The following is a 26,301-nucleotide window of genomic DNA, read 5'->3' on the forward strand; positions in this document are numbered from 1 at the left end:
CCTATGAAAAAGTTGGCAAGCGTGTTACTTATAACAGGACTTACATTTTCAGGTGTTTATACAGGTTCAGCTAATGCAATGACAGGGAATAGCTTGGAGTCAGTCAAAGCGCTACAGAATGGTGATCAAGAGATTGAAGGCGTGGCTATTGGTGAAAAAATGGGCAAGGTGCTTGAAGATAAAGGAAAAGGGATTCATACAACTAACGCCAATGGGAAAGAGGAATATTACGAATATCATACGGATAAGGGTCAGATGATTGTTACAGCCAATGGTGCGGGTCGGCATGCGAAAGTGAAGCGCATTAGCATGAGCTATGACGAACTGAATGGTCCTAAATATGACGATGTGAAAAAGCAAGTCAGTTCACGTGCAATCATGCGTTTACATTTTAACAATATCACAGGAAATAGTGGTTACATCTCAGATGGCCCTGTTTCATATCAGTTCACATCATCCAATCCACACGACAAAACGTTAAAGTTATACCGCATTGACTTGGAAGCAAATTAAATAAGAGTCATCATGATGAATAACGTGCATCAAGAGCAAGTGTCTGCGCGTCTCGCTTACTGACATAATAAGACGATGTATCAAATGAGACGGAGGATTATATGAGACCTAACGATCGGACTTTATTGGAGAATGTTGAAGATTATTTTACACATAAAGGTGTTGCACCTAATTTAATTGATGATGTGAAAGAAAATTTGAGAAAAGATATTCAAAAGTCAGAAGCAGAAGATAAAGACTATATTGAATATCGTCAAAAGTCTCCAGCTGAGATTATATTAACGATTCAAAAAAACTTATTTATTATACAGTTTAATCCTGTCGTATTCTTTATTATTAATTTTATTTTGATCTCTTCTCTATATGATAAACAATTGATACCTTTTGGTGCGGCGACGGGATTATCGTTGGTATATATGTTTGTTATTTTACCGATATCAATCATTATCTATACACGCATCATGCATAAAAATTACTTATATCGAAATAAATTAGAAAGTTATGCTGGCGGAGCGTTAGCCATTATCGCGGTCATTTTGATTTTAATGAATGCGTTTGACTTTTACTTAGGCATTCATGTTGTCACACAATATATGCATATGGTCATTGCGCTAATTGGATTGATGGTGACAGCTTTTGGTCTATATCGCAAATATTTAGAGTATACAGGAATCGGATTATTGCTACTTCAGAAAACCATTGATGTCATCGTGCCAGATGAGCAAGCCGCACAACTGATTTCTATTGCGATTTGGGTGATGATTTTAGTGCTTATTATTTTTTACACAATAGAATTATCGACTAGAAAAAAGTCCTAATGACATAGAAAAACGCTTTAGAAATATAGGGTGATCGATCGGACGAGTGGGATGGATTAGTTTATTTCACTCGTCCGTTTGTGTTTGATAATGTAAAAATGTTTATCATCTGCGTCATTATTTGAAATCGCGATTGGAATTATATATATCTTTTCACAACAAAAAACCATGCGACATCAGTGTGATGGCTGATGCTGCATGGTTTTTTGATCATTTCTATTCTGTAGGTGTTTCTTGTGATTATTGTGGTCTAATATCGGTAGATTTGATTGTATCATTCACGCGATTTAATAACGCATCGATTTTTTCACGTTGTTGATCATTGATTAAAATAAGCACAGTTCGCTCATCGTTTTCATTTCGTCGTTTGTCGAAGTATCCTTCTTGAGATAAATTTTTAACCGCTTTAACGACTTGTGGTTGTTTGTAGTTTAAGTTGTTAATAATATCTTTTAAGTAATACTCCTCTTCTATTCTATAGCTTAAGTGTGTTAAAACAGCAAACTCCTCAAAGCTAATTTTAAATTCCTTTTTGATCACGCTCTTTAATCTATCCGCATAAGTCACCATAGATAACAATTCAAAACAATCTTTAACTCTTGTAACAGCCATTCGCATAACCTCCCATATATATTACCCTTAACGTGATGAAATGTAATAAAAACTCTACATTTCTAGAAAATCCCAATAACATCTTATATTATAGCAAACAAAGTGTGCCTCACACCACAAAAACGCACTAGTATAAATTATAATATATTTTTTAACATCCGAATTATTTAATATATTATATCTAATTGGTAAACATTTGTAAAATAAGACGCTTCAACATTTCACAACGCTTAAATGTTAAAGAAATAAATTCAAACGCCTCAATATAAGTTGTTATATATGTTTACATACCCATAATTTGCATAAAAATAACTAAAAAGATGTGAAAAAGTAAAAATGTATTTAAAGTTGCGTTTAACTTGGTTTAAAAATATTTGCATTGGGATTCTTAACAACTTTTTAGCCAATAAAAACGCATTTATTAATTTAAAAGTTGCTTGTTTATTCTATCATAATTTATTATTCGATTGATGTATTTACTGTTTTTATATATAACAATTGAGTGATGATTGGGCGAGTATTTGAGTTGAAAAAAGCAATGAGGATATGCCTTTTTAGTGTTGAAATCATAGGGTGAAAAGGAGTGATTATTTTGCTTTAATAATGAATTGATATACGGAATCTCTTCCATATTATCATGTTAAAATGAGAGTGAAATCATAGAAATAACAGTTATTTTTTAACTATTAAAATATGAGAGTTGGCCGAGAAGCGTTCACCATTTGAGTTGGAAATATTGATCAGAAAGAGGAAAGATTGAATATAAAACACGTTGTACAATTAAGTTCTAATTTGTGCGCTTTTATGGAAAATCTAGTCGATAAATTTTATGCAAATGCACAATAGGAATAATTGGATGAGGGATTGCTATTGCCGTGAAACGGCTTCATTGCTTTATTTTAAAGTCATTGTTATCATTGAAACATCACTATAACTGAATACACTAGTTTGAAGAATGAGGCATGCGATTAAAGGCAGGTATCGGTGTGAATTCTGTAACCATAAGCGTTTTTGAACTTCTTCACTACGCAATTGAGCATGCGTGCTAAAGTTGTTTGATAAAGAAGACGATGAGGAAAAGGATTGTTCGCGACTGAAAAATGGGAAGGAAAAGTTATTTTATTGTGTATCGTGTCAATGTCAGAATCATTTTGAGACATTCGATATCATTATAAAAGGGTAGCATGTTAAAGGATAGACATCATTTTAATAAACGATTGCTAAGTAAATGACAATTTATATTATAATGATATAAAATATTTTTCCATCGTAAATCAAAATCACATATATTTATTTGTAAAGTTTGAGATTATATGTAATATCTTTATATTAATATGCATTTTATTTTGATAATAATTAATGAAACGCAAAATATAGCTAAAGATTTGCAATATTTTGTTAAAAATTTTACATATATAGGTGAAAATCAAAAATATCGGCTCTTTGTCAACGTCGGTTGGTGAAGAAATATCGTACTAAGTGGCAATTTTTTGTTGCTTAGTACGTTTTTTATATTCACTTACGTATAACCTTGAAATAATTAAAATCCTATTTCTAAAGTTATAAAAATTTCTATAACCATAAGAGACACGCTTAATAAGCTTTATTTTATTGTTAATACCTTCAATTGGACCATTGGTCAAATGAGGATTTTGAATCGTATTTGAAATATAAGGTATATATTTTATGAGTGTGTTAATAACACGTTTGAGTCCATTTGAAATATTTAAACTCTTCGAACGTTGTAATGCTTCCTCTAATTGTTCAATGTTATTTGATCTTAGAGTTTCTAGAATATGATGTCCTGCTTCATACGTTAATTGGAATTCTTCATCAAAAGTTAACAAGAATTGTACTAAACTATACTGACTATGCCATGTATTAAAAAGTCTGAACGAGTGATAGTGGACTCTGTCTAATTCAATTGGAGATTTTAATAAAAGCTTCCAATACCGTTTTAATTTATTGTACTTGGGTTTTTCTCTAGTCTTAAAACTATTCATTGTTTTAACGCGACTGTGATTGATTTCACGGTTAACCGCTTGAACAATATGAAAACGGTCTAAGATAATATCTGCATTGGGAAATAATGATTGAATTAGCGACATGTATGGTGGATACATATCAATAGAAACACTTTTAACTCCTTCACGCTGCTTTCTTGAGAATCTTAAAAAGTATTCTTCCAACTTGAACTTACGTCGATCTGGCAAGATATCAATAATATCATGCGTGATACTATCACAGTATATAAAGCTCATAGAGCTGTCGACATCATTAGTTGACTTAAATTCATCAAAGGATAAATGTTGGGGCAATATATCACTAGGTTGTGTTTTTACTGCTTCCCCTAGGTCTTTCAAATACCGATGAACAGTTGAAGGTGAAACTAAAACACTATTCGCTATATCTTTTTCAGATATGACAGTGGCGAGCTTTCTCGTCACCATTAGTTTTACGTCATTAGAAATTGTACAACGCGGTTCTATATATGGTGTTTTAGCCGTAAAAGTTTGACCACAAGCTTTACAATAGAAGCGTTGCTTTTTTAACACAAGATAACTAGGCCTTTCAAGAATAAGCCCCATATACACTCTTGTACTGCGAAAGCCATTTTTAATAACTGTGTGTTGCTCATTCTTGATACCACAACACTCACAACCTTTAGGTTGATAAGTTAAAACCCCTTTATAAAACAATGATTGAACGTTCTTGAAGGTTTGAATACCTAAACATTCAGTGATTTTTAAATTTGATACTTTTATTCCAATCATTTCTGATATATCATTATACATAGGCACGAATATCTCTCCTTAATTTGTTGGTTTTGTCACTTACAATTATAGAGATATTTGTGCTATTTTTGAATTTAAAACAAAAATAACGGCCAGTGAAAAACTCACCAACCGTTAAAAGTATAGAACCAAAATATCATCTGATTCTCTCACCATACAATTGAGGGATATAGATGATATTTTTGATTATTTACCTATAAAGTTTATGACCATATTAGTTGAATTGAATGATTGCAATGGCAATGATGATGAGGCTCAATCCTAATAAACGCGGCTTTGTGATAGAGCGTGAAGGTAAACCGAGAAGCCCCAAGTGATCGATGAACGCACCCGCAATCATTTGACCGAGCATGACGGTAATGAGTGTCAAAGTGACGCCGATATGAGGCGTTAAGATAATATTGGTCGTTACAAAAATGCCACCGAGCGCGCCTCCGATAAAATGCCACCATTTTAATGACCCGTGTGAGGGGACAGTGGATTTTATAGTGAAACGCTTATGTACAAATGCTGTTAAAAGTGTTAATGCGATTGCCCCAACTGTAAATGATATGAGTGAGGAAAAATAGGGCGAATTTAAAGTTTGGCCGAGATGGCTGTTGACCGCTGTTTGTATTGGAGGTGCAAAGCCGATGACAACGGCAAACGCAATCCATAAAAAGTGATGTTGAGATTGTGGGGTTAATGATGACTTTCTTTTTAAATTCATAAAAACAATTCCAATGAGTAGTAATAGTATGCCTAGCACTTTCATCATGGATAGGGTCTGTACGTGTACATGAAACCACCCATATGTATCGATGAGGACGCTCATCAGCACTTGCCCTGTAATACTGGAAACGACCGTTAATGATGCGCCAATACGAGAGAGCAATAATATGTTTCCAGTTAAAAAGACAACGCCCATCAATCCACCTATGTACCAATAGTAATCAAAACGATAATGTTTGAAAGCTGAAATAGAAAAATGACCGGGATTCAATATGAGGTTCATCCCAATCAACCATAAAACACCAGTAGAAAACGATATAGCCGAAGCGAAGAGGGTAGATTGTGTGTAGCGACTTAATTGCGTATTAATTGATGTTTGCACGGGGATCACAGCCCCGGCGAATAGACCTAAAATGAGCAACAGCGAAATCATAAAAACCACGACCTTAAACTATAATGTGTGACTAGTATAACAAAAAGTTGTATATTTAGGGGCGATTTTATTGTATTGTTTACTGAAGATATGTTAAGTTATTTTTCGATAAAAGTTCTAATTTATTTTTGTCAATCAACATAAGTCATCGTACAGTCGGATGGCTTATATAAAAGGAAAGTTGTGATTATTTGAAGGAACATGAAATTGTACGCGTGATTAATGAACATTTGTTTTTCATTAACGTCAATGCGACATCAAATCTTCAAGAAGGACAGTATGTAGAAGTGTTGAATCCTCTGAAATCTTACAAGACATTGGCGCGTATTGATGAAGTGTTTGAAAAATATGCGATATGTCAAAAGCTTGGAAAATATAAAGTGTTTTATGGAGACGAAGTACGAATTCGTCCATGTCACTCAGCGAATATGTGAGTGGAGTCGGATGCTTCCCCCTTTATAGATCGTTTGCTTGACGATGTATGCCCTTGGTCATTTTCATTTCATCCACAACGTGTTATTGTCCAAGCGTGTAAGGATGGACGTCTCTCGACCTAAAAATAACAGCATAACATGTTAGTATGACTTAAATGTATTTCGCATGTTTATATCAATCGGACGCATGTCCTGATATGGGGTGATAGGCCGTGTCGTAGTGTGAAAAGCAACGGCTGCACATCATTTGAATAGATGGATGAATTAAAGCTTATAGACGTTATTTTGAACAAGTAATACTAAAAATTTGTCTTGATACAAAAAGAACGAGGTCCGCTATAGGAGCGACCTCGTTCAATATGAAAAGTTAGAACAAAACGACAATGGATTTATCGATAAGATGTGCGCTTGCAGCTTGTTGGATGCGTCCATTATTTGTTTTTAGTAACCCTAATGACACTAAGTTTTGTGCTTGCGTCTCAACCATCTCTTTCGTAACAGACGTTTGAATATTGGGTAACGTTAATTTGAAGTTTTTTTGCAGTGCATCAGTGAAAGTGATTTCTAAAGTTTTAGTATTCATCTTGTATTGTCCTCCCGTTATTGGATGATTTCGGATGTCAAAAGTTCAATTGTGTCATACGTTTCTCCAGTCAATGTTTCAATAATTTGACTGAACTTTTTCAAATCTTCGTGTGTTGCGTCATTTTGTAATTGCGTAAAGCGACGAGACGTTTTTTTGATTTTCCCTTCAGGTGATGTTGTTGTTTGCGTCAGAATAAGTGTTAAGTGATTCATGTTCATGTTTCTGACCTCCTTTCACTTTATATATCGAATAAAGAAAGAAAAAAGCACACCCATCATCATTATTTTTTAATGCAATGCGTATACGAGTTCAGTACATATCCGTTATATAAGAGAAAATCGTGAATGTGTGTCGGCGTTACGTAAAAAGGACATTAACCGAAGTTGATTGGAACGTAAGGTACGACTCTTGCGGGGATAGCATGAGTCTTGAGACCCCGCAGGAAGTGAACTTCTTCCGAGGAGGCTCAAGTCATACCCGCAGAAAGCGTCCACCTGTAGTGGAAATGAACGGGTTTAGAAAGCAACATAAAAGGCATAACCGTGAAACTCACGACTATGCCAAATTTTTTAAAACTACTCATCACTATCAGCATCACACTACAAGTGAAGTACCACTTTCAGCGGACGATTTTTGATATCAAGGCGTGAATCTTATCATTTAAGCGCTAAGCAATATCCATGTGAGAATCGGTTTAAATTTACGGCGTTTATTGAATCCAAGTGACAAGGCTATCGTTTTTATTGCATGCTCTGATGAATCGTTTCAATATTTGATTTCATCATTTTGTAATAAGAGTCTCCGTTGCTTCCTTCTTTACCAATTGAATCTGTGTAAACAGTACCGAATATTTTCGCTCCTGTTTCTTCACCGAGGCTTTTCATGCTTTTATCGCTTACACTTGTTTCAAGTAACAGGTTTTTAATTTGATGTTTTTTCACGAAATCAATCGCTTGTTTCATTTGTGAAGGTGTGCCTTGGTTTTCAGTATTGATTTCCCAAATATAGCCGGGAGTCACGTCATATTGTTGTGCAAAGTATTTAAATGCACCTTCACTTGTAATCATGACACGCTTTTCTTTTGGAATGTCATTGAATTTATCTTTACTTTCTTGATTTAATGTTTTAAGTTCTTTTAAATAGCTTGTTCCTTGTTTATCAAAATCTTGTTTGTGTTTAGAATCTGCTTTTTCAACAGCAGCTTTAATATTTTCTACATATTGAATTCCATTGTCTAAACTCAACCAAGCATGAGGGTCAATATTGTGTTCAGATTTTTCTCCTTGTTTCAAGTAGATAGGGGTTACGTTTTTTGAAGCTTGAATGACTGTATCATCTTTTAAAGATTTATTTGCCTGTTTCAATGCTTTTTCAAACCAACCGTTTCCACTTTCGAGATTAAAACCATTGTAAATGATAAGATCTGCATCTGTGAGTGCTTGAACGTCAGCAGGTTTGATTTCGTATTCGTGAGGATCTTGTCCAACAGGAACGATGCTGTGAATTTCAGCTTTGTCACCTGTAATGTTTTTCGTCATGTCATAGAGAATAGAGTTGGTTGTGACGATTTTTAATTTATGTGAAGTTTCTTGTTGTTTGAAGCCACAAGCTGTAAGTAACATTGTGAGAGAAAGCATAAATAACAATAAAGATTTTTTTATCATGATGTTTGAATAACTCCTTTATGTAATTTGGATTTGAGTTTGATAATGCTAAATGTCAAGGCATACAATACGGCTGAGATCAGTACGATGACTGCACCACTCGGTAAATTGAGCTTGAAACTGATATAGATACCTAGAGTCGAACTGATAACACTGAAAATGCTCGAAATGAGCATCATCGTTGATAGTTTTTTCGCAATCAAAAAAGCTGTAGACGCAGGTGTAATGAGTAATGCGACAACTAAAATAACGCCGACCGTTTGGACACTGGCAACAATAACGAGGGCCAAGAGTAACATCATAAAATAATGGATGACTTTCGTATTGAGCCCGCTCATGCGACTAAATATAGGGTCGAATGTCGACATTTTGAGTGGTCGATATAAGATGAATATTAAAGCGAGTACAATCATGCTTACAAATAGAGTTGTATAGAATGCAGATTGAGTAATCGCGAGTATATTTCCAAATAGGATATGATATAAGTCTGTAGCGGAATGAATGACACTGATGAGTACGATGCCCAGCGCTAAAAAAGTAGTGAAAGTAATCCCAATGGCAGCATCTTTTTTCGTTTTTGAAGTATCAGAAATATAACCAATGATGATACTGCTTAACATCCCTGTAACGAGTGCACCGATAAACATCGGAATATGGATTAAAAATGACAGTGCAACACCAGGTAAGACGGCGTGACTCATTGCGTCTCCCATGAGTGATAAGCCTCTTAAAATAATTAAGCAACCGACGACACCACATACGATACCAACCAGTACAGCAGTCAACATGGCGCGAGATAAGAATTGATATTCAAAAAGGTGTTGAACGAACGACATGTTGCGTCTGCTCCTTTCTATGAGATCGTGTATCTTGTATTCGATTTGGGTGATAATGACTTAAAAACACAGATTCGATATTTTCAGGTTGTAATGCTTCAGAGCTAGGTCCGAAGAAAGCAACAGATTGATTTAAGAGCAAAATGCGGTCAAAATAGTGTGCCGCTGTTGCAAGGTCATGATGCACGATTAAAATCAATTTGCCTTGTTGCTTCAACTGATTTAATTTATCAAATATAATGTGTTCACTTTTAAAATCAATACCGACAAAGGGTTCATCGAGAAGGTATACCAAACTATCGGACATCAGCGCACGTGCGATGAATACACGTTGCAACTGTCCACCACTCAATGCATGAAGTTGTCGTTTGCGCAAATCATATAATTCGAGTTCTTTTAAGAGTGCATCTCTTTTTGAACGAATTGCTGAAGGAACGCGGCGAAACCAACCGATTTCTTGATAACACCCCGTTAATACGAGATCTTGTACATTTATAGGAAAATCAAGGTCTAATACTGACTTTTGTGGAATGTAAGTGATGTCTGTAAGGTGCTGGGCGACAGGTTGAGCATTCAATGAAACCTTTCCTTTAGCGGGCAATTCGCCAATAATGGATTTGATGAGCGATGACTTTCCACTACCATTCGGTCCCATAATCCCAATCATTTCACCATTAAAAGGTAAACGCAATGTCACATCTTTAAGGACATGTTTGTTACCTAAATGTAAGTTTAGATTTTCTACAGATAACATATTACCACCACCTTTATAAATTATTAGGTTACCCTAACTAAATTATATTAAAACTTGAAAGTTGTCAATAACAATTCATTTCATGATACAATAAGGTGAATATATGAGAGAGGTGAAGGTATGTTAACTGAGGAAAAAGAGGATTATCTCAAAGCAATTTTAACTCACGATGGCATAAATACTTATGTTTCCAATAAAACATTGTCACTCTTTTTGAATATAAAGCCACCTTCAGTAAGTGAAATGGTAGGACGATTAGAAAAAGAAGGTTATGTGATTACGAAACCATATAAAGGTGTGAAGTTATCCGAAGTAGGATTAACCTATACATTAGATGTGATTAAGCGCCATCGACTCATTGAATTGTTTTTAATTGAAGTTTTAAATTACACATGGGAAGAAGTGCACGTTGAAGCTGAAGTGTTAGAACATCGTGTTTCAAAATTGTTCATAGAGCGGTTAGACGCGTTGCTCAACTACCCTAAGACTTGTCCTCATGGCGGTGTTATACCAAGAAACCATGAATATGAGGAGATATATAAGTTACCGCTTCTCTCGTTTGAAGCAGGGGATATGGTAACAATTCGGCGCGTTAGAGATCGTTCTGAATTGCTCGTTTTCTTATCTAGTAAGGCATTATCCATTGGTGACAAGGTGCGCTTAATTGAAAAAGATGATATCAATCAATTATTAAAGTTAGACAACAAAGGAGAAAAAGTCGTACTCAGTTATCAAAATGCCGAAGTGATATTTGGTGAAAAAGTCGAGTCTGAGTAACAACTTCACCAGTCCAATTGATTGTAGCACCGAAAACAGCCGTTAAAATTCATTTTTAGAATTTAGTGGCTGTTTTTGGTGCGCCCGATACAGATAACACCTTGACGGTGAAAGTCCGTTACAGACTTGGTATAGGCACTGTTAGCGAAAGACAAGGGTGTCCATTGTGAAGTGGAATCTAAAGGAAGTCGGACGCAAACACGCGCACCGACGAACAGAAACATCATAACTAAGGCTATGTAGAATGGATGAATCCGCCAGACAAGATGAACTCTCATACGACCCGAGTTCTATAGCGTAAATGATGCGGTGGCATGAGTAGAAAGGAGTCACACCTTATTAAAAAACCTTAGATTTAATTACACAAAGCATTGCATAATTTTCTCGAAAAAAGGAGGAATTTTTCAGAAAAATTAGTAAAATATCAACTTGTTTAATCATGTTTTGATAGCATTAACAATTTACTTTTATCCAATTGATATTTAAGATGCTTTGATTTCATGATTCGTATGATCAGGGCTTAGATAATCTCTTTAGACATTTTAATTTAGTATAAAAACGCGATTGACGGGACTAGGTCAATCGCGTTTTCGATTACCATTGAAAGGAAGTCTTTTTTCGTAATGATTCACTCTCTAAAATCGTATCTGGGTCTACCGCCCAATTTCTTTAGCCATTTTGCAGAGGTCATTGTGAATAAAGTATCAAAGGTATTTCATGATTTCTAAATTCAAAAACTTCTATTATATATTTTCTTTCTTGAACATTTCTGTTCCAGGCGTTTTCTATTGGAACTTGAATGATTCAGATGGCACGTTGTGACTCAATCGAGCAGACAAAGTGCGATTTATGCCTATCAAGATGAAGGACTTCAGAAAATAACGGCGGTGTCCTCCAGTGCAGTGCTTTCGTGTGAGCGCCTTTTGCATCGATTTATGACCATTTTTTGACAGTGAGCAATAAGTAAATAAAGAAAGGCGCACCAAAGGCAGCAACAAAGACACCTGCTGGGATTTCTTTAGGTAAAAATAACGTACGACCTATCAAATCGGCAATCATGATAGAGATTGCACCTACTAATGCAGTCATGATGCATTGTTTTAATGCATTGCTTTTAATACATGTTTTAGCAATATGAGGCGCAATCAACCCAACAAACCCAATATTACCGATGAAGCTGACTGCAACAGAGACAAGTAGGGTTGCAGTCACTAGCTGTAAGTACTGTGTTTGTCGTAAGTGTAACCCAAGTCCAACCGCGACTGAATCGTTTAATGCAGCGATTTTCATCCGTGGTAAGATGATATAGAGCAAAGGGGTGAGTGCAATGAACACCCCAAATAAAATGATGCTTTCTTGGAATGTCGCACCGTATAAACTTCCAACAAGCCATGTATATGCTTTGGAAGCGGATAGTTGCTTTGTCGTTAATAAGACGCCTTGTGTTAATGAGATGAGTAACGTTTGTAGGGCAATACCGATAATGATTAAGGTGGATGGACGGATGTGCCCTTTGAATTGAAATAACATTAAAGCCAACATGGTGGTCATCCCTCCTGCGATAGCGAAAGCGGGGAGTAAATGGATGCTCAGATGGCTGAACATGGCAATAAAAATGACCGCACCTAAACTCGCCCCGCCTGTGACGCCGATTAAATCCGGTGAAGCAATAGGGTTTTTTAATACATTTTGTAAGAGAAAACCACTGATACCTATTGTTGCTCCGGCTAGGAGAGCGAGTGTTACACGAGGAAGTCGAAGCACCTCAATCGTAAATTGGTGGATACTCTGGCTTGGATAACGTATATAAGTCAAGAGATCGATCATACTGATGTAGCTTGAACCCAGCATTAAACTTAACAAGAATACGAGTATCAGAGTGAATGTTGCAAAAAACAATGGAATATAAGCGTGATTTTGTAAATTTTTCATACGTGATAAACTTCCTTTTTCATCATATAAATAAGGACGATAGCACCCAACACCCCAGTCATAATGCCTACGGGTAATTCTAATGGCTGAATAATGAGGCGTGCCACGATATCTGAACCGATCATTAAGCAAGCACCGAGTAATGCGGAGTATGGAATTAATAGTTGATAGCGTGGGGGCAGCAGTCGTTTAGCGATATTAGGGATAATTAAACCGACAAATAAAATCGAGCCTGCAAGCGCAACTGAACTCCCTGCTAAAGCACTAATGAGCGCAATTAATATCCATTTTGTAAGCTGAACATTTTGACCTAATCCGGCAGCGATATCATCACTCGTCATTAAAATATTAATGTGTGATGCCATCAGAAAAGCTAAGAGTAGAAGTATACCAATCAATACAATAATCCAAGGGACCTCCCAAATATTGCGTAATGACACCGATCCACCCAACCAAAAAAGTAAGCCTTGTAATTGTGTTTCATTCATGATTAACATGCCTTGCGTAAAAGCTGTGAACAACATTGAAATGGAAGCACCTGCAAGGATGACGCGTTGTGGCGAAAAACGTGTTTGTTTAAACATGCCTAAAGCGACGACGAGTAATGTGACAAACAGTGCACCAGCGATGGCGATGACGATGAGTGTTGAAAAAGATTGGATGCGCACCCATGTCACGCAAAAGATAACGAAAAATATTGCACCGGCATTGACACCAAAGAGTCCGGGAGATGCAACAGCATTTCGTGTGAGGACTTGCATTAATAATCCAGAAACACTAAGCGCTGCACCGGTTAATAAAGCAATCAATGTACGTGAGACACGTGAATCTATGACAAGAGTATGTATATCGTTTCGAGCATCAAAGTGGAAGAACGCCTGTATCAACTGTGGTAGTGATACAAGCGTTGGTCCAATCATTAAGCTGAGTAGGGTTACAACGATAAGACATAAACCTGCAATAATCATATGATATATCGGTTTAAATGACATAGTGTAACTCCTTATTTTTAATTCTTTTTAATATCTAATTTTTCATACAGGTCATCTATGACTTGAAGTGATGATTGATAGCCTCCCGCTAAATTCCATGTCACTTCATCAATCCCATTGGCGACATGGCCTTTTTTAACTGCATCTAAATTTTTCCACTGTGGGCTTGAAGTCCATTCTTGCTCATTTTTCTGAATGAGCTGTGCGTCTTTAGCATTTGGATCAGATTGGAAAATGAAAATTTGATCTGCATTAATCAAAGGTATGCTTTCTTTTGATGTGAGCGGAATAATATCTTTTCCTTTATCCACCTCTTTTTGTTGAGCTTCTGGACGTTTGAATCCTAAGTCATGAAGGATTTCCCCAGCGTAGCCTCCAGCATAGAGGCGTGTTTGGTCTGCACGGAAGTTTACAACGGATGCCGTAATCGGCCAAGCTTCTCCATATTTCGCCTGTGCATCTTTTTGGAAAGTTTTAACTTTGTCCTCATATTTTTGCAGCAGCGCATCGGCTTCTTTCTCTTTTCCTAACGCTTTCCCTAACATTTGAGTTGTATCTTTAAATTGATATACCGTCTCTTGTGAAATTGTCGGTGCAATTTTAGACAGCTGATCATAAACTTTTTCATTTCTTACTTTAGAAGCAACGATTAAATCAGGTTTCAGTTTTGCAATTTCTTCTAAGTTAGGTGCAGGTTCTTGACCGACGATTTGTGTGTCTTTTAAATGATCTTTGATGTAATCGTATTTTGGTTTTTGTGTCCATGATTCCACTGCACCGACAGGGCTAACACCTAATGAAACAGCAACGTCTGTCGCGCCTTGATATAACGTAACGATTCTTTGAGGATGTCCTTTAATCTCAGTCGTTCCCATTGCATGCTTAATTGTCGTGGTCTGACTTCCTTTTTCCTCACTGGTTTTTTTATTCGTATTTCCACATGCGGATAAGACGAGAATAAGAATTAATGGAAATACAAGCAATTTTAAAATTTTCTTCATAAGTGATTCATGTCTCCTTTTTTCTTGATGTGATTTAGAAATTGAGAATCATTCTCAACTAGTATCTCTAATTTAAATAAGCATGTCAATAGAATTTTTATATTTTTGATATGGATATAAATATTTGACTTATAAATTAAATATAAATATAATGCCACCATAAACGATAATGATAATCATTCTCATTTATAGCAGAAATATTTATTTTGATTTGAAGGAGGTCATGTGTCAGTGAATCAAAAAGAACCGATTTACGATTCGCTACTTTCATGTATTGGGGAAACACCGATTGTGCGATTGGCACGCTTGTTTCCAAATCATGATGTGTTAGCCAAGTTGGAATATATGAATCCGGGTGGGAGTATGAAGGACCGACCGGCACAATTTATTATAGAACGTGGGTTTGAAACGGGTGAAATTACATCTAAAACCCATTTGATTGAAAGTACGTCGGGCAATTTAGGGATCGCGCTTGCGATGATAGCCAAAATTAAAGGACTAAAGCTCACATGTGTAGTGGACCCTAAAATCTCACCGACGAATTTAAAAATGATTCAGAGTTACGGTGCAAATGTCGATATGGTAGATACGCCTGATGAACATGGTGGGTATTTGATGACACGCATTCAACGTGTGCAATCATTGTTAGAAGAAACTGAACATGGCTATTGGATTAATCAATATGCAAATGATCTGAATTGGCAAGCGCATTATTACGGTGCAGGGACGGAAATTGTCAACACTGTACAACGCCCTATAGATTATTTTGTTGCTCCTGTGAGTACAACAGGCAGTATTATGGGCATCAGTCGTAAGATCAAAGCCCATCATCCGCATGCAAAAGTTATAGCTGTAGATGCAAAAGGGTCCATTATTTTTGGTGATACACCGTGCGACAGAGCACTCCCTGGAATCGGGGCCAGTCGTGTGCCGGAAATTTTAGATGCGACTGAGATTGATGAAGTCATTCATATGAGCGACTATCAATCTGTGGTAGGTTGTCGCCGATTGTTAGATGAGGAAGGGATATTTGCTGGAGGCTCAACAGGTGCAATCATCAGTGCCATTCAGCAATTAACGGAACATGTGACACCCGGTGCGACGATCGTGACGATTTTACCGGACCGAGGTGACCGCTACTTAGATTTAGTGTATTCAGAAGATTGGATTGCACAGTTAACACAATCATAAACAGAAAAGGAGCTTTAAAAATGGATAAAACTTTATTGTATTTAAATCGTTCGGATATTGAGAAAGCTGGAGGTGCACAGTCACATATTTATATGGAGGCATTGACCGAAGCTTTGACTGCACATGCACATCAAGATTTTGTACAACCTTTAAAGCCATATTTACGACAAGATGCAGAAAATGGTCATATTGCGGATCGGATTATTGCGATGCCGAGTTATGTTGGAGGTGCACATCCGATTTCTGGGATCAAGTGGATTGGTAGCAAGCATGATAATCCATCTAAAAGGGACATTGAACGGGCGAGTGGGGTCATTATTTTAAATGATCCAGAGACGCATTATCCCATTGCGGTCATGGAAGCAAGTTTGATAAGTAGTATGAGGACAGCGGCAGTATCAGCGATTGCGGCACGTTACTTAGCGAAAGAAAACTTTGAAAATCTGACTATTATTGGTTGTGGTTTGATTGGTGAGAAGCAGTTACAGACGATGTTAGAGCAATTTGATCATATTCAGTGTGTCTATTTGTATGATCAGTTCGAAGCAGCATCGAAGAAAATGATAGAAAAATGGCAGAAACATCGCCCTGACGTGACGTGGATACAAGCATCAACCGCACGAGAAGCTGTGTCACATGGTGATGTTGTGATTCCGTGTACGGTAACAGACCAACCTTATATTGCATATGACTGGTTGCGTCCAGGGACATTCATTAGCAATATTTCGATTATGGATGTTGAAAAAGAGGTGTTTGTTAAAGCGGATAAAGTCGTAGTCGATGATTGGTCTCAGTGTAATAGAGAGAAGAAAACCATTCATCAGCTTGTTGAAGAAGGACGCTTTAGCAAGGCGCGACTCCATGCCGAACTCGGACAATTGGTCACAGGTGAAAAAGTCGGCCGTGAACATGAAGATGAAATCATTTTATTGAATCCTATGGGAATGGCGATTGAAGATATCGCTAGTGCATATTTGATTTATCAACGTGCGCAAGCTGAAAATCTAGGTACAACTTTAAGTCTTTATTAGGAGGTGTGTCGATGTCTACCTATGAGGAGTCCTTTAAACAACGTGCACATCGCCACATCCTTAAAGATCTTGTCGATGCACTGATATTTGAAGATATCGGAGGGATAGTCAGCGCAAGTCAGTCCATGCGCCTAGGTCAGCAATGTTATTTACGATATGAGAAACAAGATACCGTGTTGCTTATTCCAGTCTATCAAAGCGGTTTGAATATGTATCGATTTAATGGAGATGCTGTTGAATGTGTTGAAGCGGAAGTTTGTCGTCCACTGCAAGCGGTCGCTTTCTGGCAGCAGTTTATTACGATGAATGCAGATATTGCAACAGAATGGGAACATCAGCGTGTGACTGCAGGGTTGGCAGTAGCTATTGAGCAACTGACAGATCAGTATGTTCATTTCTCTCCATCTGAGGATACATTTATTTATTCCGAACAATTGGCCAGTTTAAAAGATCGTCCTTTTCATCCTTTAGCGAAAGAAAAAAGAGGTCTGACACCTGAAGATTATCAGTGCTACCAATCCGAATATTATCGACCATTTGCAGTTAGAACAGTTGCAGTGAAGAAGACACATGTCTTGCACAGTGCGACAGCGACAACGCAATGCTATGAAACGTTTTGGGGTACTGCTTTGGAAGAAAGTCGCCAAGTTTTAAGTGCAAGGGGTTATGATGCTGAGGCCTATCTGATTTTTCCAGTTCATCCATGGCAATATGCACATGTCATCCCACAACAATTCGAATCAGAGATTGAACAAGGTATCGTCGTTTTACTCGATATGCATGTTGGCGCATATGTCTCGTCTTCATCAATGCGTACGTTGTTACCGACTGAACCATCGATGGTGCATTTAAAAGTACCATTTTCAATGCAATCATTAGGCGCATTACGCTTAACACCTACACGATATATGAAAAATGGTGAAGCTGGAGAGGGGTTATTACGTGAAATTACAGCGCGTGACACATTACTTCATGAAAGTGTTCAACTTTGCGACGAAACAGTATGGTGGTCATTTATCAATGAAAAACGTGATATTTTTCAAGATCAATCCGGTCACTTAACGATGCAGTTCAGATATTACCCTGAAAGCATGGCGGATAACACAATCGTGGTATCAATGGCTGCACTTGCTGCGCATGACCGAGGATTATATCAACGTATTTTAGGAACACCAGAACCTACGACATCACAGTTGCTGCACTTATTTGAACAGCTCAGCTTACAATTTTTGAAGATGGCTTTAGGTTTTATCAAATATGGTGTGTTACCTGAAATACACGGTCAAAATGTCTTAGTTTCTTTTCGAGATGGGCAGGTGACACATTTCATTCTTAGAGATCACGATACGGTTCGCATATTTCCAAAATGGCTAGAGAAAAACGGGTTAGAACAACCGAAATATATTGTGCGAAAAGATACCCCTAATACGTTATTGAACAAAGCAATAGAAAGGTTCTTCGCATATTTCCAAACGTTAGCAGTGAGTGTCAATTTGTACGCAATTGTTGATGCACTCGTGGACGTTTTTAACATATCGGAAATGACCTTAATGACGTTAGTGAGACAAAAAATGCACAATGCGATTGGAGATATAGATTGGTTGCCAGGGCAGTATGAGGAAGTCGTACGAATCATTTTTCAACAAGAAACATGGCCGTTTAAACGGATCTTGTTGCCGCTTCTGTATCAACGGAGCGACGGAGGAGGAAGCATGCCTTCTAGCTTAAGCCGTGTACCGAATCCGATGAAGGTGACACATGACAGCACAACGCATTTGGCAACGTAATTTTCGAATGCTATGGTTCGGTCAATTGATCGCCATTGCAGGGCTGACGGTTTTAGTCCCATTATTGCCAATCTATATCGCGTCACTAAAAAAACTGAATATTGTTGAAATTCAATTGTGGAGTGGTCTCGCCATTGCTGCTCCAGCGTTGACAACGATGATGGTGGCGCCTTTATGGGGAAAACTTGCGGATCGCATTAGCCGTAAGTGGATGGTGATTCGTGCATTATTTGGTTTAGCCATTTGTTTACTGCTGATGGCTTTCTGTCAAACGCCGTTTCAATTCATTCTTGTCCGATTACTGCAAGGCGCCTTTGGGGGTGTCGTTGAAGCATCGAGTGCTTTTGCGAGTAGTGAAGCCCCTGAAGTGCAACGCGGGACAGTGCTTGGGAAACTACAAAGTGCAGTCAGTGCGGGTGCACTAATCGGTCCGTTTATTGGAGGACTGCTCGCTACAATTGTTGGTTTTCAAACGTTGCTCTTGATGATTGCGGGGTTAACAATAACGATGTGTGTGCTTGCTGTTTTTTATTTAACAGAGACACAATCACAGTTTGATGTCCCACAACAAAAGAGACAAAAAAGTGTACGTCATTCGATGAAATGTTTGCTATGCACCCCCTTGACTTGTCGCTTTATTATTGTGGGTATGCTTGCAAATTTTGCAATGTATGGCATGCTCACTGCACTCGCACCCCTGACCTCACATGTCAATCACACATCGATTGATCATCGCGCGGCAGTGGGATTGATCCAGTCCGCTTTTTGGGGTGCTTCTATGATCAGTGCACCTTTATGGGGCTATTTTAATGATAAAGCGTACGTAAAAAATGTGTATATGATTGCTAGCGTGTTATGTGGCATGAGCGTCATTTGGCAAGGTTTGGCATCGGATTTGTGGATGCTCGGTTTGGCGCGTATTTTCCAAGGTTTGACATACAGTGCATTAATTCAAAGTGTCATGTTCGTCGTCGTCAACGCAAGTCATCAGCAACTTAAAGGGACATTTGTTGGAACGACACACAGTTTTTTAGTCGTTGGGCAAATGATCGGAAGTTTGAGTGGGGCATGGGTAACGAGCCATACGTCACCAGCAAGCACATTTATCATGATGGGAGTGACCTTTATTTTGAGCAGTGCCGTATTATGGACATCACAGATTAAAAATCAAAAAATAAATCCGATATTCAAGGATTTTTGGGAGGTTAATGAACGTCGTGCAAAATATTAATACAAGAAAACGCGCAGAACATGCCACGTTAGAGCGACTTTTAAATATTTATTTTCGTGAAAACGGGATGCATCAAACCGTATCAGATACATCGCAATGGGAGATTCGTTTGAATGATCAGTTGACGTTGCGTGGCACATGGCATTATTGGTCACCCATGGGACACCATATGTATGACAAAGCCGTATATCTAGAAAGTATAGGGCATGTCTCGCAGTTAACACTTTTAGAAGCGATAACGTATGTGCTCGAAGCGATGGCGGATGATGCGCAGGAGACACTTCTTACAGCGATTGTGACACGTGTGAAACAAGACATGCATAACAGTATTACAAGAACGGCACGTTATCTTGAACAAATGACACGTCCCGCTATCACAGGCAACGATGATTATTTAATATCTGAACAATCGCTTTATTTAGGTCATCCCTTTCATCCTACACCTAAAAGTGCGACAGGCTTTACAGATGAAGATATTGAAAAATATGCACCTGAATGCCACGCGGCTTTTCAATTACACTATTTAGCGGTTGATCCTACACTGTTGGTTGAACGTTATGTCCCAACATATGAACAGGTTGTAGATCAGACACTGCGCCAATTAGCTGAAATCGAAGCACATGCGTACACAGCAACGTATCGTTTGCTCCCTGTTCACCCATATCAAATCGCGGTTTTAAAGCAGGAGCCGGTGATCCAACAATATTTGGCTAACGGAAGAATACAAGATTTAGGGCAACGTGGAGATGTCGTTTATCCCACTTCATCTGTACGTACGGTCTTTTCAAAAAAATTAAATATCTATTTAAAGTTGCCGATACAAGTACGATTGACCAACTTTATCAGGACGAATGATTTTGAACAGATACAAAGGACATTAGACGCAGCGGAAGTTGTCGCAGCAATCAAAAATGAATTTGAAACGCCCACCTTTAAATTGATGTTCGAACATGGTTATCGTGCATTGCAACCTAACCATGATGAAACATCTCTTGATCTTTTGGCCAATAGTGCCATGATCGTGCGAGAAGGCATCGTGGATTATGGTCCTGAGGTGGAAATTCATGTGCTTGCGAGTCTGCTAGAAACAATGCCAGACCATGTGCATTCCAAGTTAGCCGGAGTGTGGCAGCAAAGTGGACTATCATGTGAAGCATGGTTGACGTTGTACTTAAATCGAGTGATTTGGCCGATGCTCGACTTGTTTGTTAAAACGGGGATTAGCCTAGAAGCCCATGTTCAAAATACATTAGTCACAATAGAAGAAGGATGTCCAACCGTCTGTTATGTACGTGATTTAGAAGGGATATGTGTGTCCGAGTTGATTGCGACACAACAAGGCATTATCCCAAAGATTATCGGGGAAGAGAGTCCGGTTGTGTATCGTCATCAAGAGGCATGGCATCGCTTTAAGTATTACATTATTGTCAATCATTTAGGGCATCTTGTTTCAACGTTAGGCAAAGCGACAGGGCAAGAGTTGTTGCTTTGGAAAGCGGTGAACGCGACATTGGCGGAATGGCAACAAAAGGCACAAGGCCGTGATCTGCTCATCCAATGTTTGGAAGATTTACGCTACAATCCTATTTTTTACGCAAAAGCTAATTTAATGAGTAAATTACAAGAACGGGGAGAAGACCCCATTTATGTTAAAATACCGAATCCTATTTGTGAAAAGGAGGGCTTCATCGATGAGTCAAATCATTCAACAAGTTAGAAAACGGATTATGCATCAACTCATCACGTCTCTCGTCTATGAAGATATTGTTCAATATGAAATGCTTCCGCTGAACGATTCAACGCGATATGCCTATCACATCAATGGAGAGACAGCGCAATATCGTGTGCAAATGACGCACACAGACAGTTTTGATCGATTGCGGGTCATGTCCCCCATTTGGCGTGTTGAAAATGACGAAGTGGTCGAAACGTTAAATTATGTCCAACTCCTCAGAGAAGTGAACTTTACTTTTGAAAAAGATGAAGCACGATTGGAAGATTTCATTCTGGAGTTGTTACAAACGGAATTAAAAGATACACAGGCATTACGTTCTCGTGCACGTCAACCGATACAAAATTTAGAAACGTTTGATGATTTTGAAGCATACGCAATGGAAGGACATCCTTATCATCCGAGTTATAAATCGCGGCTCGGTTTTACGTTGACGGATAATACAACCTATGGACCTGATTTTCGACCGTCAGTGCCATTGCAATGGATTGCCGTCAAATCGGACTATGTTGAAACCACTGTCTCACACACGGTGGATAGGCTACAGTTGTTGAAAAAGCAGCTCGGGCATGCGACATTTGAAAAATTTACAAAACGGATTGCGCATGCTGGCCATACTTTAGAAACGATGATGATATTGCCTGTTCATCCTTGGCAGTTTGAGCATGTCATCCAAGTTGTATTTGCAGAAGCTTGGATGAATGGGGAGATGATTTGGTTGGGAACGTGTGAGGAAAATTATATGCCACAGCAATCGATTCGCACGCTTGCGCCTACAGATAAGGATAAGTACTGCTTAAAAGTGCCTATCAGTATTACGAATACGTCTACAAAGCGCGTATTAGCCCCGCACACAATTGAAAATGCTGCACAAATCACAGACTGGCTCAAGCGTATCCAATCCCGTGACGCTTTCCTTGAAAAAGAATTGAAAACAATTTTTTTAGGTGAAGTGTTCGGTCATGCTTATCATCATCCGACATTATCTTCCATAAAACAAACGCAAATCTATGGAACGTTAGGTGTCATTTGGAGAGAAAACATTTATCACTATATTAAGGAACATGAGTCAGCGCTTCCTTTTAATGCGCTTTATTCAACAGATACCACTGGGCGACCATTGATTGATTCATGGTGCTCAAAATATGGCGTTGAACGATGGTTACAGCAATTTTATGATGTGGCGGTGACACCAATGATTCACATGCTTTATTATCATGGGATTGCTTTTGAGTCACATGCGCAAAATATGACATTGATTCATGAGGACGGTTGGCCAACGCGTATTGCACTGAAAGATTTTCATGATGGTTTGCGATTTAAGCCGAGTTTGTTGAGTGATATTGCACAATACCCACAGTTGCGTTATACCCCTGAAGCGCATCGTAAAGTGAATTGCAATTCATTCATTGAAACGGAGTCCGTAACACTTGTGAGAGATTTTCTTCATGATGCGTTTTTCTTCATTAATATTGCAGAAATTGTTCAATTCGTTCATCAAAATTACGAGGTTGAAGCACAAACGCAGTGGCGCATAATCCGTAAAGTGATTGAAAGGTATCAAGACAGGTTTCCGTCGTTACCAAACTATGAACACTTTGATTTATTTGCACCGACGATTCAAATTGAAAAACTAACGACACGTCGTCTCAGAGAAGATGTTGCGTTGCGTTTACATCAAGTACGAAATCCGTTAAGAGAGGTGGTTCAATGAGTGTATTATCACTGAAAGCCAATCTAGAATTAGGAAAAATGCAGTATGGTTTAATGAATGCTATTCCAGATCCATTGGTCGTTGAGTTGATTGCAGCGAGTGGTTATGATTTTGTGGTGATTGATACAGAGCATGTCGCTATAGATGATGGTACCCTTGCACATATGATTCGTGCGGCTGAAACAGCGCAGATTATTCCGATTGTCCGTGTGAGTGCGTCAATTGAACGCGATATCATCAAAGTACTAGATATGGGAGCAAAAGGCATTATCATCCCTCATGTGAAAGATCGCGCAACAGCAGAACGTGTAGTGGCGTTAAGTCGTTATTATCCCCAAGGTATGCGCAGTTTAAACGGGGGCAGAGTTGCACAATTTGGTAAGATTCCGTTGACTACTGCGATGACGCAATCCAATGCGTCAATCATCGTTATCGCAATGATTGAGGATATGGAAGGGGTGGCACAAATTGAAGATATTGTGCAGGTGGACGGTTTAGACATGATTATTGAAGGCGCTGCAGATTTGTCTCAATCAATAGGATTGCCGTGGCAAACGCGTCATGAAGACGTTCAATGTGCGATTCAAAAAATATATCAGGCAACCAAGGCAGCGGGGAAATATTTCTGCGCGCTCCCGCGGGATGAGGCGCAAGTCAAACAATGGCGCAATCAAGGGGTACAGTGTTTATTGATGGGAGATGACAGAGGGAAAATATATCGTCATTTGCAACAAGATTTGGCACAGATGAAAGAGGTGAATAGAGATGACAACGCTTGAAATGTACGTTAAGCAGCTTAAACAACAAGGGGCACTTTGTCATTTCATTTATGATATGGATGCGTTGGTAATGCATCTTGAAAATGTAACAGCACAGTTGCCAAAACAATGTGAGATGTATTATGCGATGAAAGCGAACAGTGAATCCCCTCTTTTAGCAGAGATCAATCCACGCGTAGCCGGTTTTGAAGTGGCATCAGAAGGTGAGTTGGCTAAAGCACTTGAACATACAACCGCTGACCGTATTATTTTTGGTGGGCCAGGGAAAACAGAAGATTCATTATTATATGCGGTTCAACAAGGTATTCGACGCATACATGTCGAAAGTGTGTTGGAGCTAGAGCGCTTAAATATGTTGTTAGAACGTGAAAATAAGACGATGTCGATATTGCTTCGGGTGAATTTAGCTGGGCCATTTCCAGGCGCAACATTACATATGGCAGGGCAACCGACACAATTTGGAATAGATGAAAGCGATGTTGATAGCGCGATTGCAATGGCGCTTCAAATGCCCCGTATTCAGTTGGACGGTTTTCATTTTCACTCTATTTCGAATCATTTAGATGCCAAACGTCATTTAGCAGTGATGGCATTGTATTTTAAAAAAGCAAAAGCCTGGGCGACGCAACATCAATTCACCTTGCAACATCTCAATGTCGGAGGTGGGATTGGCGTCAATTATGCAGATTTGAGTGCGCAATTTGACTGGACGACCTTTACATCACAGTTGGCAAGATTAATAGAACAGGAACAATTGCAACAGGTTACATTGAATTTTGAATGCGGACGTTACTTAGTGGCACATAGCGGTTATTATGTGACAGAAGTGCTTGATTTAAAACGTGTTCATGGACATTGGTTTGCGGTGTTAAAAGGCGGCACACAGCACTTTAGACTTCCCGTTTCGTGGCAACATCAACACCCATTTCGAATCTTAACGATGGCTGAACCGTCGAGTCCTTTGAATATGCCATCAATCCAACAACAGCCTGTCACCCTTGTAGGGCAATTGTGTACACCGAAAGACGTTTTTGCTAAAGACATCATGGTTCCAAAATTGACTGTTGGAGATGTTATTATCTTTGAATACGCAGGGGCATATGGTTGGTCGATTTCACATCATGATTTTTTAAGTCATCCACATCCTCAATTCATTTATTGGTCACGTAAAAAGGAGGAGGAATAATGGAGAATCTTCGCGAGACTTTACAGTTGGTTTCAGTAGATAAGATAGATCTTCATGAAGCTTATGAACCTGGGCGATTAGAAAAGACAAAAGCGAGTATTGAAAAAGAGCAGCGATTGCGTCATCCAGTACTCGTCGTCAAAACAAAACTTGGGCGCTATATGGTCATTGATGGCGTTCATCGCTATATGAGTTTACGAATGCTCGGATGTCAAATGATCCCAGTACAAATCATTCATCGTACGCAGTATTCAATTGGAAGTTGGCATCACAAAATCCGGAGCGGACGTTGGTGTGACATTTTAGCGAATGAGCCATTATTACCGTGGACGACAGAAGTACGTGAAACGCCACCATTTATTACAATGTGCGATTCACACACCGAATATTATTTGTACAAAGCGGATTTAGGAAACCATTCGCTCGAAGCGTGGAAAAAAATCGTTCAATGTTATAGTTCGAGGTGTAAAGTAGAACGTATCCCGCATCGTACGAGGTTGTGCTTAGATTCGGGTGATGTACTAATGAAATATCCCCCCTTACAAATGAGTGAAATTGAAGCCATTGTCAATAAAGGGCAAAAAGTGCCAGCAGGTGTGACGCGTTTTAATATTGTAGGACGGTGTTTGAATTTACAAGTCCCATTACGGCTTTTAACAGGACGAGATGCATTGACACAGCATAGACAATGGCGGACTTTTTTACAGAAAAAAATTGAAAATATGCGTTGTTACACTGAAAAAGTTTATTTGATTGAAGGAGAATAACTCAAAACAGAACAGGCAGGCAATG

At 38.5% G+C, this 26,301-nt stretch carries 24 protein-coding genes; 13 read left to right on the forward strand and 11 right to left on the reverse strand.

Annotation, left to right across the window (positions count from 1 at the left end; translation table 11 throughout):
- Nucleotides 1–3: 3 nt before the first annotated feature.
- Nucleotides 4–513 (forward strand): SA0570 family protein, encoded by a 510-nt coding sequence (locus B5P37_RS07515; protein WP_085237636.1) that lies wholly within the window; start codon nt 4–6, stop codon nt 511–513.
- 101 nt (nt 514–614) lie between these two features.
- A complete protein-coding gene (locus B5P37_RS07520; protein ID WP_085237637.1) occupies nt 615–1,331 on the forward strand; it encodes a hypothetical protein in 717 nt (238 codons plus the stop codon).
- 240 nt (nt 1,332–1,571) lie between these two features.
- Here B5P37_RS07520 and sarA read toward each other — a convergent pair whose 3' ends face one another.
- The 3 genes from sarA to B5P37_RS07535 all read right to left on the reverse strand — a co-directional run bounded on the left by sarA (nt 1,572) and on the right by B5P37_RS07535 (nt 5,831).
- Nucleotides 1,572–1,943, reverse strand: a complete 372-nt coding sequence (sarA, locus tag B5P37_RS07525; protein WP_085237638.1) for a global transcriptional regulator SarA — start codon at nt 1,941–1,943, stop codon at nt 1,572–1,574.
- A 1,475-nt stretch (nt 1,944–3,418) separates the two neighbouring features.
- Nucleotides 3,419–4,738: an ISL3 family transposase gene (locus tag B5P37_RS07530; RefSeq protein WP_085238388.1), complete on the reverse strand. Its 1,320-nt coding sequence runs from the start codon at nt 4,736–4,738 to the stop codon at nt 3,419–3,421.
- 214 nt (nt 4,739–4,952) lie between these two features.
- Complete coding sequence (locus tag B5P37_RS07535; RefSeq protein WP_244898603.1) at nt 4,953–5,831, reverse strand: DMT family transporter; 879 nt, start codon at nt 5,829–5,831, stop codon at nt 4,953–4,955.
- 266 nt (nt 5,832–6,097) lie between these two features.
- On the opposite strand from B5P37_RS07535, the gene B5P37_RS07540 reads away from it, so the two are divergent.
- The gene (locus tag B5P37_RS07540) at nt 6,098–6,316 is read left to right on the forward strand and encodes a hypothetical protein (RefSeq protein WP_244898604.1); all 219 of its coding nucleotides are present in this window, start codon (nt 6,098–6,100) and stop codon (nt 6,314–6,316) included.
- A 367-nt stretch (nt 6,317–6,683) separates the two neighbouring features.
- On the opposite strand, the gene B5P37_RS07545 is transcribed toward B5P37_RS07540, so the two are convergent.
- The 5 genes from B5P37_RS07545 to B5P37_RS07565 form a co-directional block, all read right to left on the reverse strand.
- Complete coding sequence (locus tag B5P37_RS07545) at nt 6,684–6,899, reverse strand: DUF2922 domain-containing protein (protein WP_085237641.1); 216 nt, start codon at nt 6,897–6,899, stop codon at nt 6,684–6,686.
- A gap of 17 nt (nt 6,900–6,916) precedes the next feature.
- On the reverse strand, nt 6,917–7,120 hold the full coding sequence (gene sroA / locus B5P37_RS07550) for a sigS mRNA-stabilizing protein SroA (protein ID WP_085237642.1): 204 nt from the start codon (nt 7,118–7,120) through the stop codon (nt 6,917–6,919).
- 522 nt (nt 7,121–7,642) lie between these two features.
- Nucleotides 7,643–8,566: a manganese ABC transporter substrate-binding lipoprotein MntC gene (gene mntC, locus B5P37_RS07555; protein ID WP_085237643.1), complete on the reverse strand. Its 924-nt coding sequence runs from the start codon at nt 8,564–8,566 to the stop codon at nt 7,643–7,645.
- The gene (locus B5P37_RS07560) at nt 8,563–9,402 is read right to left on the reverse strand and encodes a metal ABC transporter permease (RefSeq protein ID WP_085237644.1); all 840 of its coding nucleotides are present in this window, start codon (nt 9,400–9,402) and stop codon (nt 8,563–8,565) included. The genes mntC and B5P37_RS07560 overlap by 4 nt, the downstream gene beginning before the upstream one ends.
- The gene (locus B5P37_RS07565; protein ID WP_085237645.1) at nt 9,377–10,156 is read right to left on the reverse strand and encodes a metal ABC transporter ATP-binding protein; all 780 of its coding nucleotides are present in this window, start codon (nt 10,154–10,156) and stop codon (nt 9,377–9,379) included. Before B5P37_RS07565 ends, B5P37_RS07560 begins: the two co-directional genes overlap by 26 nt.
- Nucleotides 10,157–10,276: 120 nt before the next feature.
- Here B5P37_RS07565 and B5P37_RS07570 point away from each other — a divergent pair, with 120 nt between their 5' ends.
- On the forward strand, nt 10,277–10,933 hold the full coding sequence (locus tag B5P37_RS07570; RefSeq protein WP_085237646.1) for a metal-dependent transcriptional regulator: 657 nt from the start codon (nt 10,277–10,279) through the stop codon (nt 10,931–10,933).
- Nucleotides 10,934–11,866: 933 nt separating this feature from the next.
- Here B5P37_RS07570 and B5P37_RS07575 read toward each other — a convergent pair.
- Genes B5P37_RS07575 through B5P37_RS07585 form a run of 3 tightly spaced genes read right to left on the reverse strand, consistent with a single transcriptional unit; the run spans nt 11,867 to nt 14,858 of the window.
- Nucleotides 11,867–12,865, reverse strand: coding sequence for a FecCD family ABC transporter permease (locus B5P37_RS07575; protein ID WP_085237647.1), 999 nt, complete (start codon nt 12,863–12,865; stop codon nt 11,867–11,869).
- Nucleotides 12,862–13,857, reverse strand: a complete 996-nt coding sequence (locus tag B5P37_RS07580) for a FecCD family ABC transporter permease (RefSeq protein ID WP_085237648.1) — start codon at nt 13,855–13,857, stop codon at nt 12,862–12,864. The genes B5P37_RS07575 and B5P37_RS07580 overlap by 4 nt, the downstream gene beginning before the upstream one ends.
- Before the next feature lie 17 nt (nt 13,858–13,874).
- On the reverse strand, nt 13,875–14,858 hold the full coding sequence (locus tag B5P37_RS07585; protein ID WP_085237649.1) for an ABC transporter substrate-binding protein: 984 nt from the start codon (nt 14,856–14,858) through the stop codon (nt 13,875–13,877).
- A gap of 231 nt (nt 14,859–15,089) precedes the next feature.
- Between B5P37_RS07585 and sbnA the strand changes: the two genes are divergently transcribed.
- From sbnA to sbnI, 9 genes are read left to right on the forward strand one after another with little or no spacing between them, the layout of a single operon-like run.
- A complete protein-coding gene (sbnA, locus tag B5P37_RS07590; protein WP_085237650.1) occupies nt 15,090–16,049 on the forward strand; it encodes a 2,3-diaminopropionate biosynthesis protein SbnA in 960 nt (319 codons plus the stop codon).
- A gap of 20 nt (nt 16,050–16,069) precedes the next feature.
- The gene (gene sbnB / locus B5P37_RS07595; protein WP_085237651.1) at nt 16,070–17,080 is read left to right on the forward strand and encodes a 2,3-diaminopropionate biosynthesis protein SbnB; all 1,011 of its coding nucleotides are present in this window, start codon (nt 16,070–16,072) and stop codon (nt 17,078–17,080) included.
- 11 nt (nt 17,081–17,091) lie between these two features.
- Entirely contained in the window at nt 17,092–18,867 is a 1,776-nt protein-coding gene (gene sbnC / locus B5P37_RS07600; RefSeq protein ID WP_085237652.1) for a staphyloferrin B biosynthesis protein SbnC, read from the forward strand.
- On the forward strand, nt 18,839–20,098 hold the full coding sequence (locus tag B5P37_RS07605) for an MFS transporter (RefSeq protein ID WP_085237653.1): 1,260 nt from the start codon (nt 18,839–18,841) through the stop codon (nt 20,096–20,098). Before sbnC ends, B5P37_RS07605 begins: the two co-directional genes overlap by 29 nt.
- The gene (locus tag B5P37_RS07610; protein WP_085238442.1) at nt 20,085–21,815 is read left to right on the forward strand and encodes an IucA/IucC family protein; all 1,731 of its coding nucleotides are present in this window, start codon (nt 20,085–20,087) and stop codon (nt 21,813–21,815) included. Before B5P37_RS07605 ends, B5P37_RS07610 begins: the two co-directional genes overlap by 14 nt.
- On the forward strand, nt 21,790–23,544 hold the full coding sequence (sbnF, locus tag B5P37_RS07615) for a staphyloferrin B biosynthesis protein SbnF (protein WP_085237654.1): 1,755 nt from the start codon (nt 21,790–21,792) through the stop codon (nt 23,542–23,544). The genes B5P37_RS07610 and sbnF overlap by 26 nt, the downstream gene beginning before the upstream one ends.
- Entirely contained in the window at nt 23,541–24,323 is a 783-nt protein-coding gene (locus B5P37_RS07620) for an HpcH/HpaI aldolase family protein (protein WP_085237655.1), read from the forward strand. Before sbnF ends, B5P37_RS07620 begins: the two co-directional genes overlap by 4 nt.
- Nucleotides 24,310–25,509, forward strand: a complete 1,200-nt coding sequence (locus tag B5P37_RS07625) for a type III PLP-dependent enzyme (RefSeq protein WP_085237656.1) — start codon at nt 24,310–24,312, stop codon at nt 25,507–25,509. The genes B5P37_RS07620 and B5P37_RS07625 overlap by 14 nt, the downstream gene beginning before the upstream one ends.
- Complete coding sequence (sbnI, locus tag B5P37_RS07630; protein WP_085237657.1) at nt 25,509–26,276, forward strand: bifunctional transcriptional regulator/O-phospho-L-serine synthase SbnI; 768 nt, start codon at nt 25,509–25,511, stop codon at nt 26,274–26,276. The genes B5P37_RS07625 and sbnI overlap by 1 nt, the downstream gene beginning before the upstream one ends.
- The last annotated feature ends 25 nt before the right edge of the window (nt 26,277–26,301 follow it).

The organism is Staphylococcus lutrae, from assembly GCF_002101335.1.
Classification (GTDB): Bacteria; Bacillota; Bacilli; order Staphylococcales; family Staphylococcaceae; genus Staphylococcus; species Staphylococcus lutrae.

What these genes read in the sequence shown, in the direction of transcription:
- B5P37_RS07565 (WP_085237645.1), bottom strand. Translation starts at nt 10,156, where the DNA reads ATGTTATCTGTAGAAAATCTAAACTTACATTTAGGTAACAAACATGTC.
- sbnF (WP_085237654.1), top strand. Translation starts at nt 21,790, where the DNA reads ATGAGTCAAATCATTCAACAAGTTAGAAAACGGATTATGCATCAACTC.
- sbnC (WP_085237652.1), top strand. Translation starts at nt 17,092, where the DNA reads ATGTCTACCTATGAGGAGTCCTTTAAACAACGTGCACATCGCCACATC.
- sbnB (WP_085237651.1), top strand. Translation starts at nt 16,070, where the DNA reads ATGGATAAAACTTTATTGTATTTAAATCGTTCGGATATTGAGAAAGCT.
- B5P37_RS07605 (WP_085237653.1), top strand. Translation starts at nt 18,839, where the DNA reads ATGACAGCACAACGCATTTGGCAACGTAATTTTCGAATGCTATGGTTC.
- B5P37_RS07545 (WP_085237641.1), bottom strand. Translation starts at nt 6,899, where the DNA reads ATGAATACTAAAACTTTAGAAATCACTTTCACTGATGCACTGCAAAAA.
- mntC (WP_085237643.1), bottom strand. Translation starts at nt 8,566, where the DNA reads ATGATAAAAAAATCTTTATTGTTATTTATGCTTTCTCTCACAATGTTA.
- B5P37_RS07560 (WP_085237644.1), bottom strand. Translation starts at nt 9,402, where the DNA reads ATGTCGTTCGTTCAACACCTTTTTGAATATCAATTCTTATCTCGCGCC.
- B5P37_RS07585 (WP_085237649.1), bottom strand. Translation starts at nt 14,858, where the DNA reads ATGAAGAAAATTTTAAAATTGCTTGTATTTCCATTAATTCTTATTCTC.
- B5P37_RS07530 (WP_085238388.1), bottom strand. Translation starts at nt 4,738, where the DNA reads ATGTATAATGATATATCAGAAATGATTGGAATAAAAGTATCAAATTTA.
- B5P37_RS07580 (WP_085237648.1), bottom strand. Translation starts at nt 13,857, where the DNA reads ATGTCATTTAAACCGATATATCATATGATTATTGCAGGTTTATGTCTT.
- B5P37_RS07620 (WP_085237655.1), top strand. Translation starts at nt 23,541, where the DNA reads ATGAGTGTATTATCACTGAAAGCCAATCTAGAATTAGGAAAAATGCAG.
- sroA (WP_085237642.1), bottom strand. Translation starts at nt 7,120, where the DNA reads ATGAACATGAATCACTTAACACTTATTCTGACGCAAACAACAACATCA.
- B5P37_RS07520 (WP_085237637.1), top strand. Translation starts at nt 615, where the DNA reads ATGAGACCTAACGATCGGACTTTATTGGAGAATGTTGAAGATTATTTT.
- sarA (WP_085237638.1), bottom strand. Translation starts at nt 1,943, where the DNA reads ATGGCTGTTACAAGAGTTAAAGATTGTTTTGAATTGTTATCTATGGTG.
- B5P37_RS07515 (WP_085237636.1), top strand. Translation starts at nt 4, where the DNA reads ATGAAAAAGTTGGCAAGCGTGTTACTTATAACAGGACTTACATTTTCA.
- B5P37_RS07575 (WP_085237647.1), bottom strand. Translation starts at nt 12,865, where the DNA reads ATGAAAAATTTACAAAATCACGCTTATATTCCATTGTTTTTTGCAACA.
- sbnI (WP_085237657.1), top strand. Translation starts at nt 25,509, where the DNA reads ATGGAGAATCTTCGCGAGACTTTACAGTTGGTTTCAGTAGATAAGATA.
- B5P37_RS07570 (WP_085237646.1), top strand. Translation starts at nt 10,277, where the DNA reads ATGTTAACTGAGGAAAAAGAGGATTATCTCAAAGCAATTTTAACTCAC.
- B5P37_RS07625 (WP_085237656.1), top strand. Translation starts at nt 24,310, where the DNA reads ATGACAACGCTTGAAATGTACGTTAAGCAGCTTAAACAACAAGGGGCA.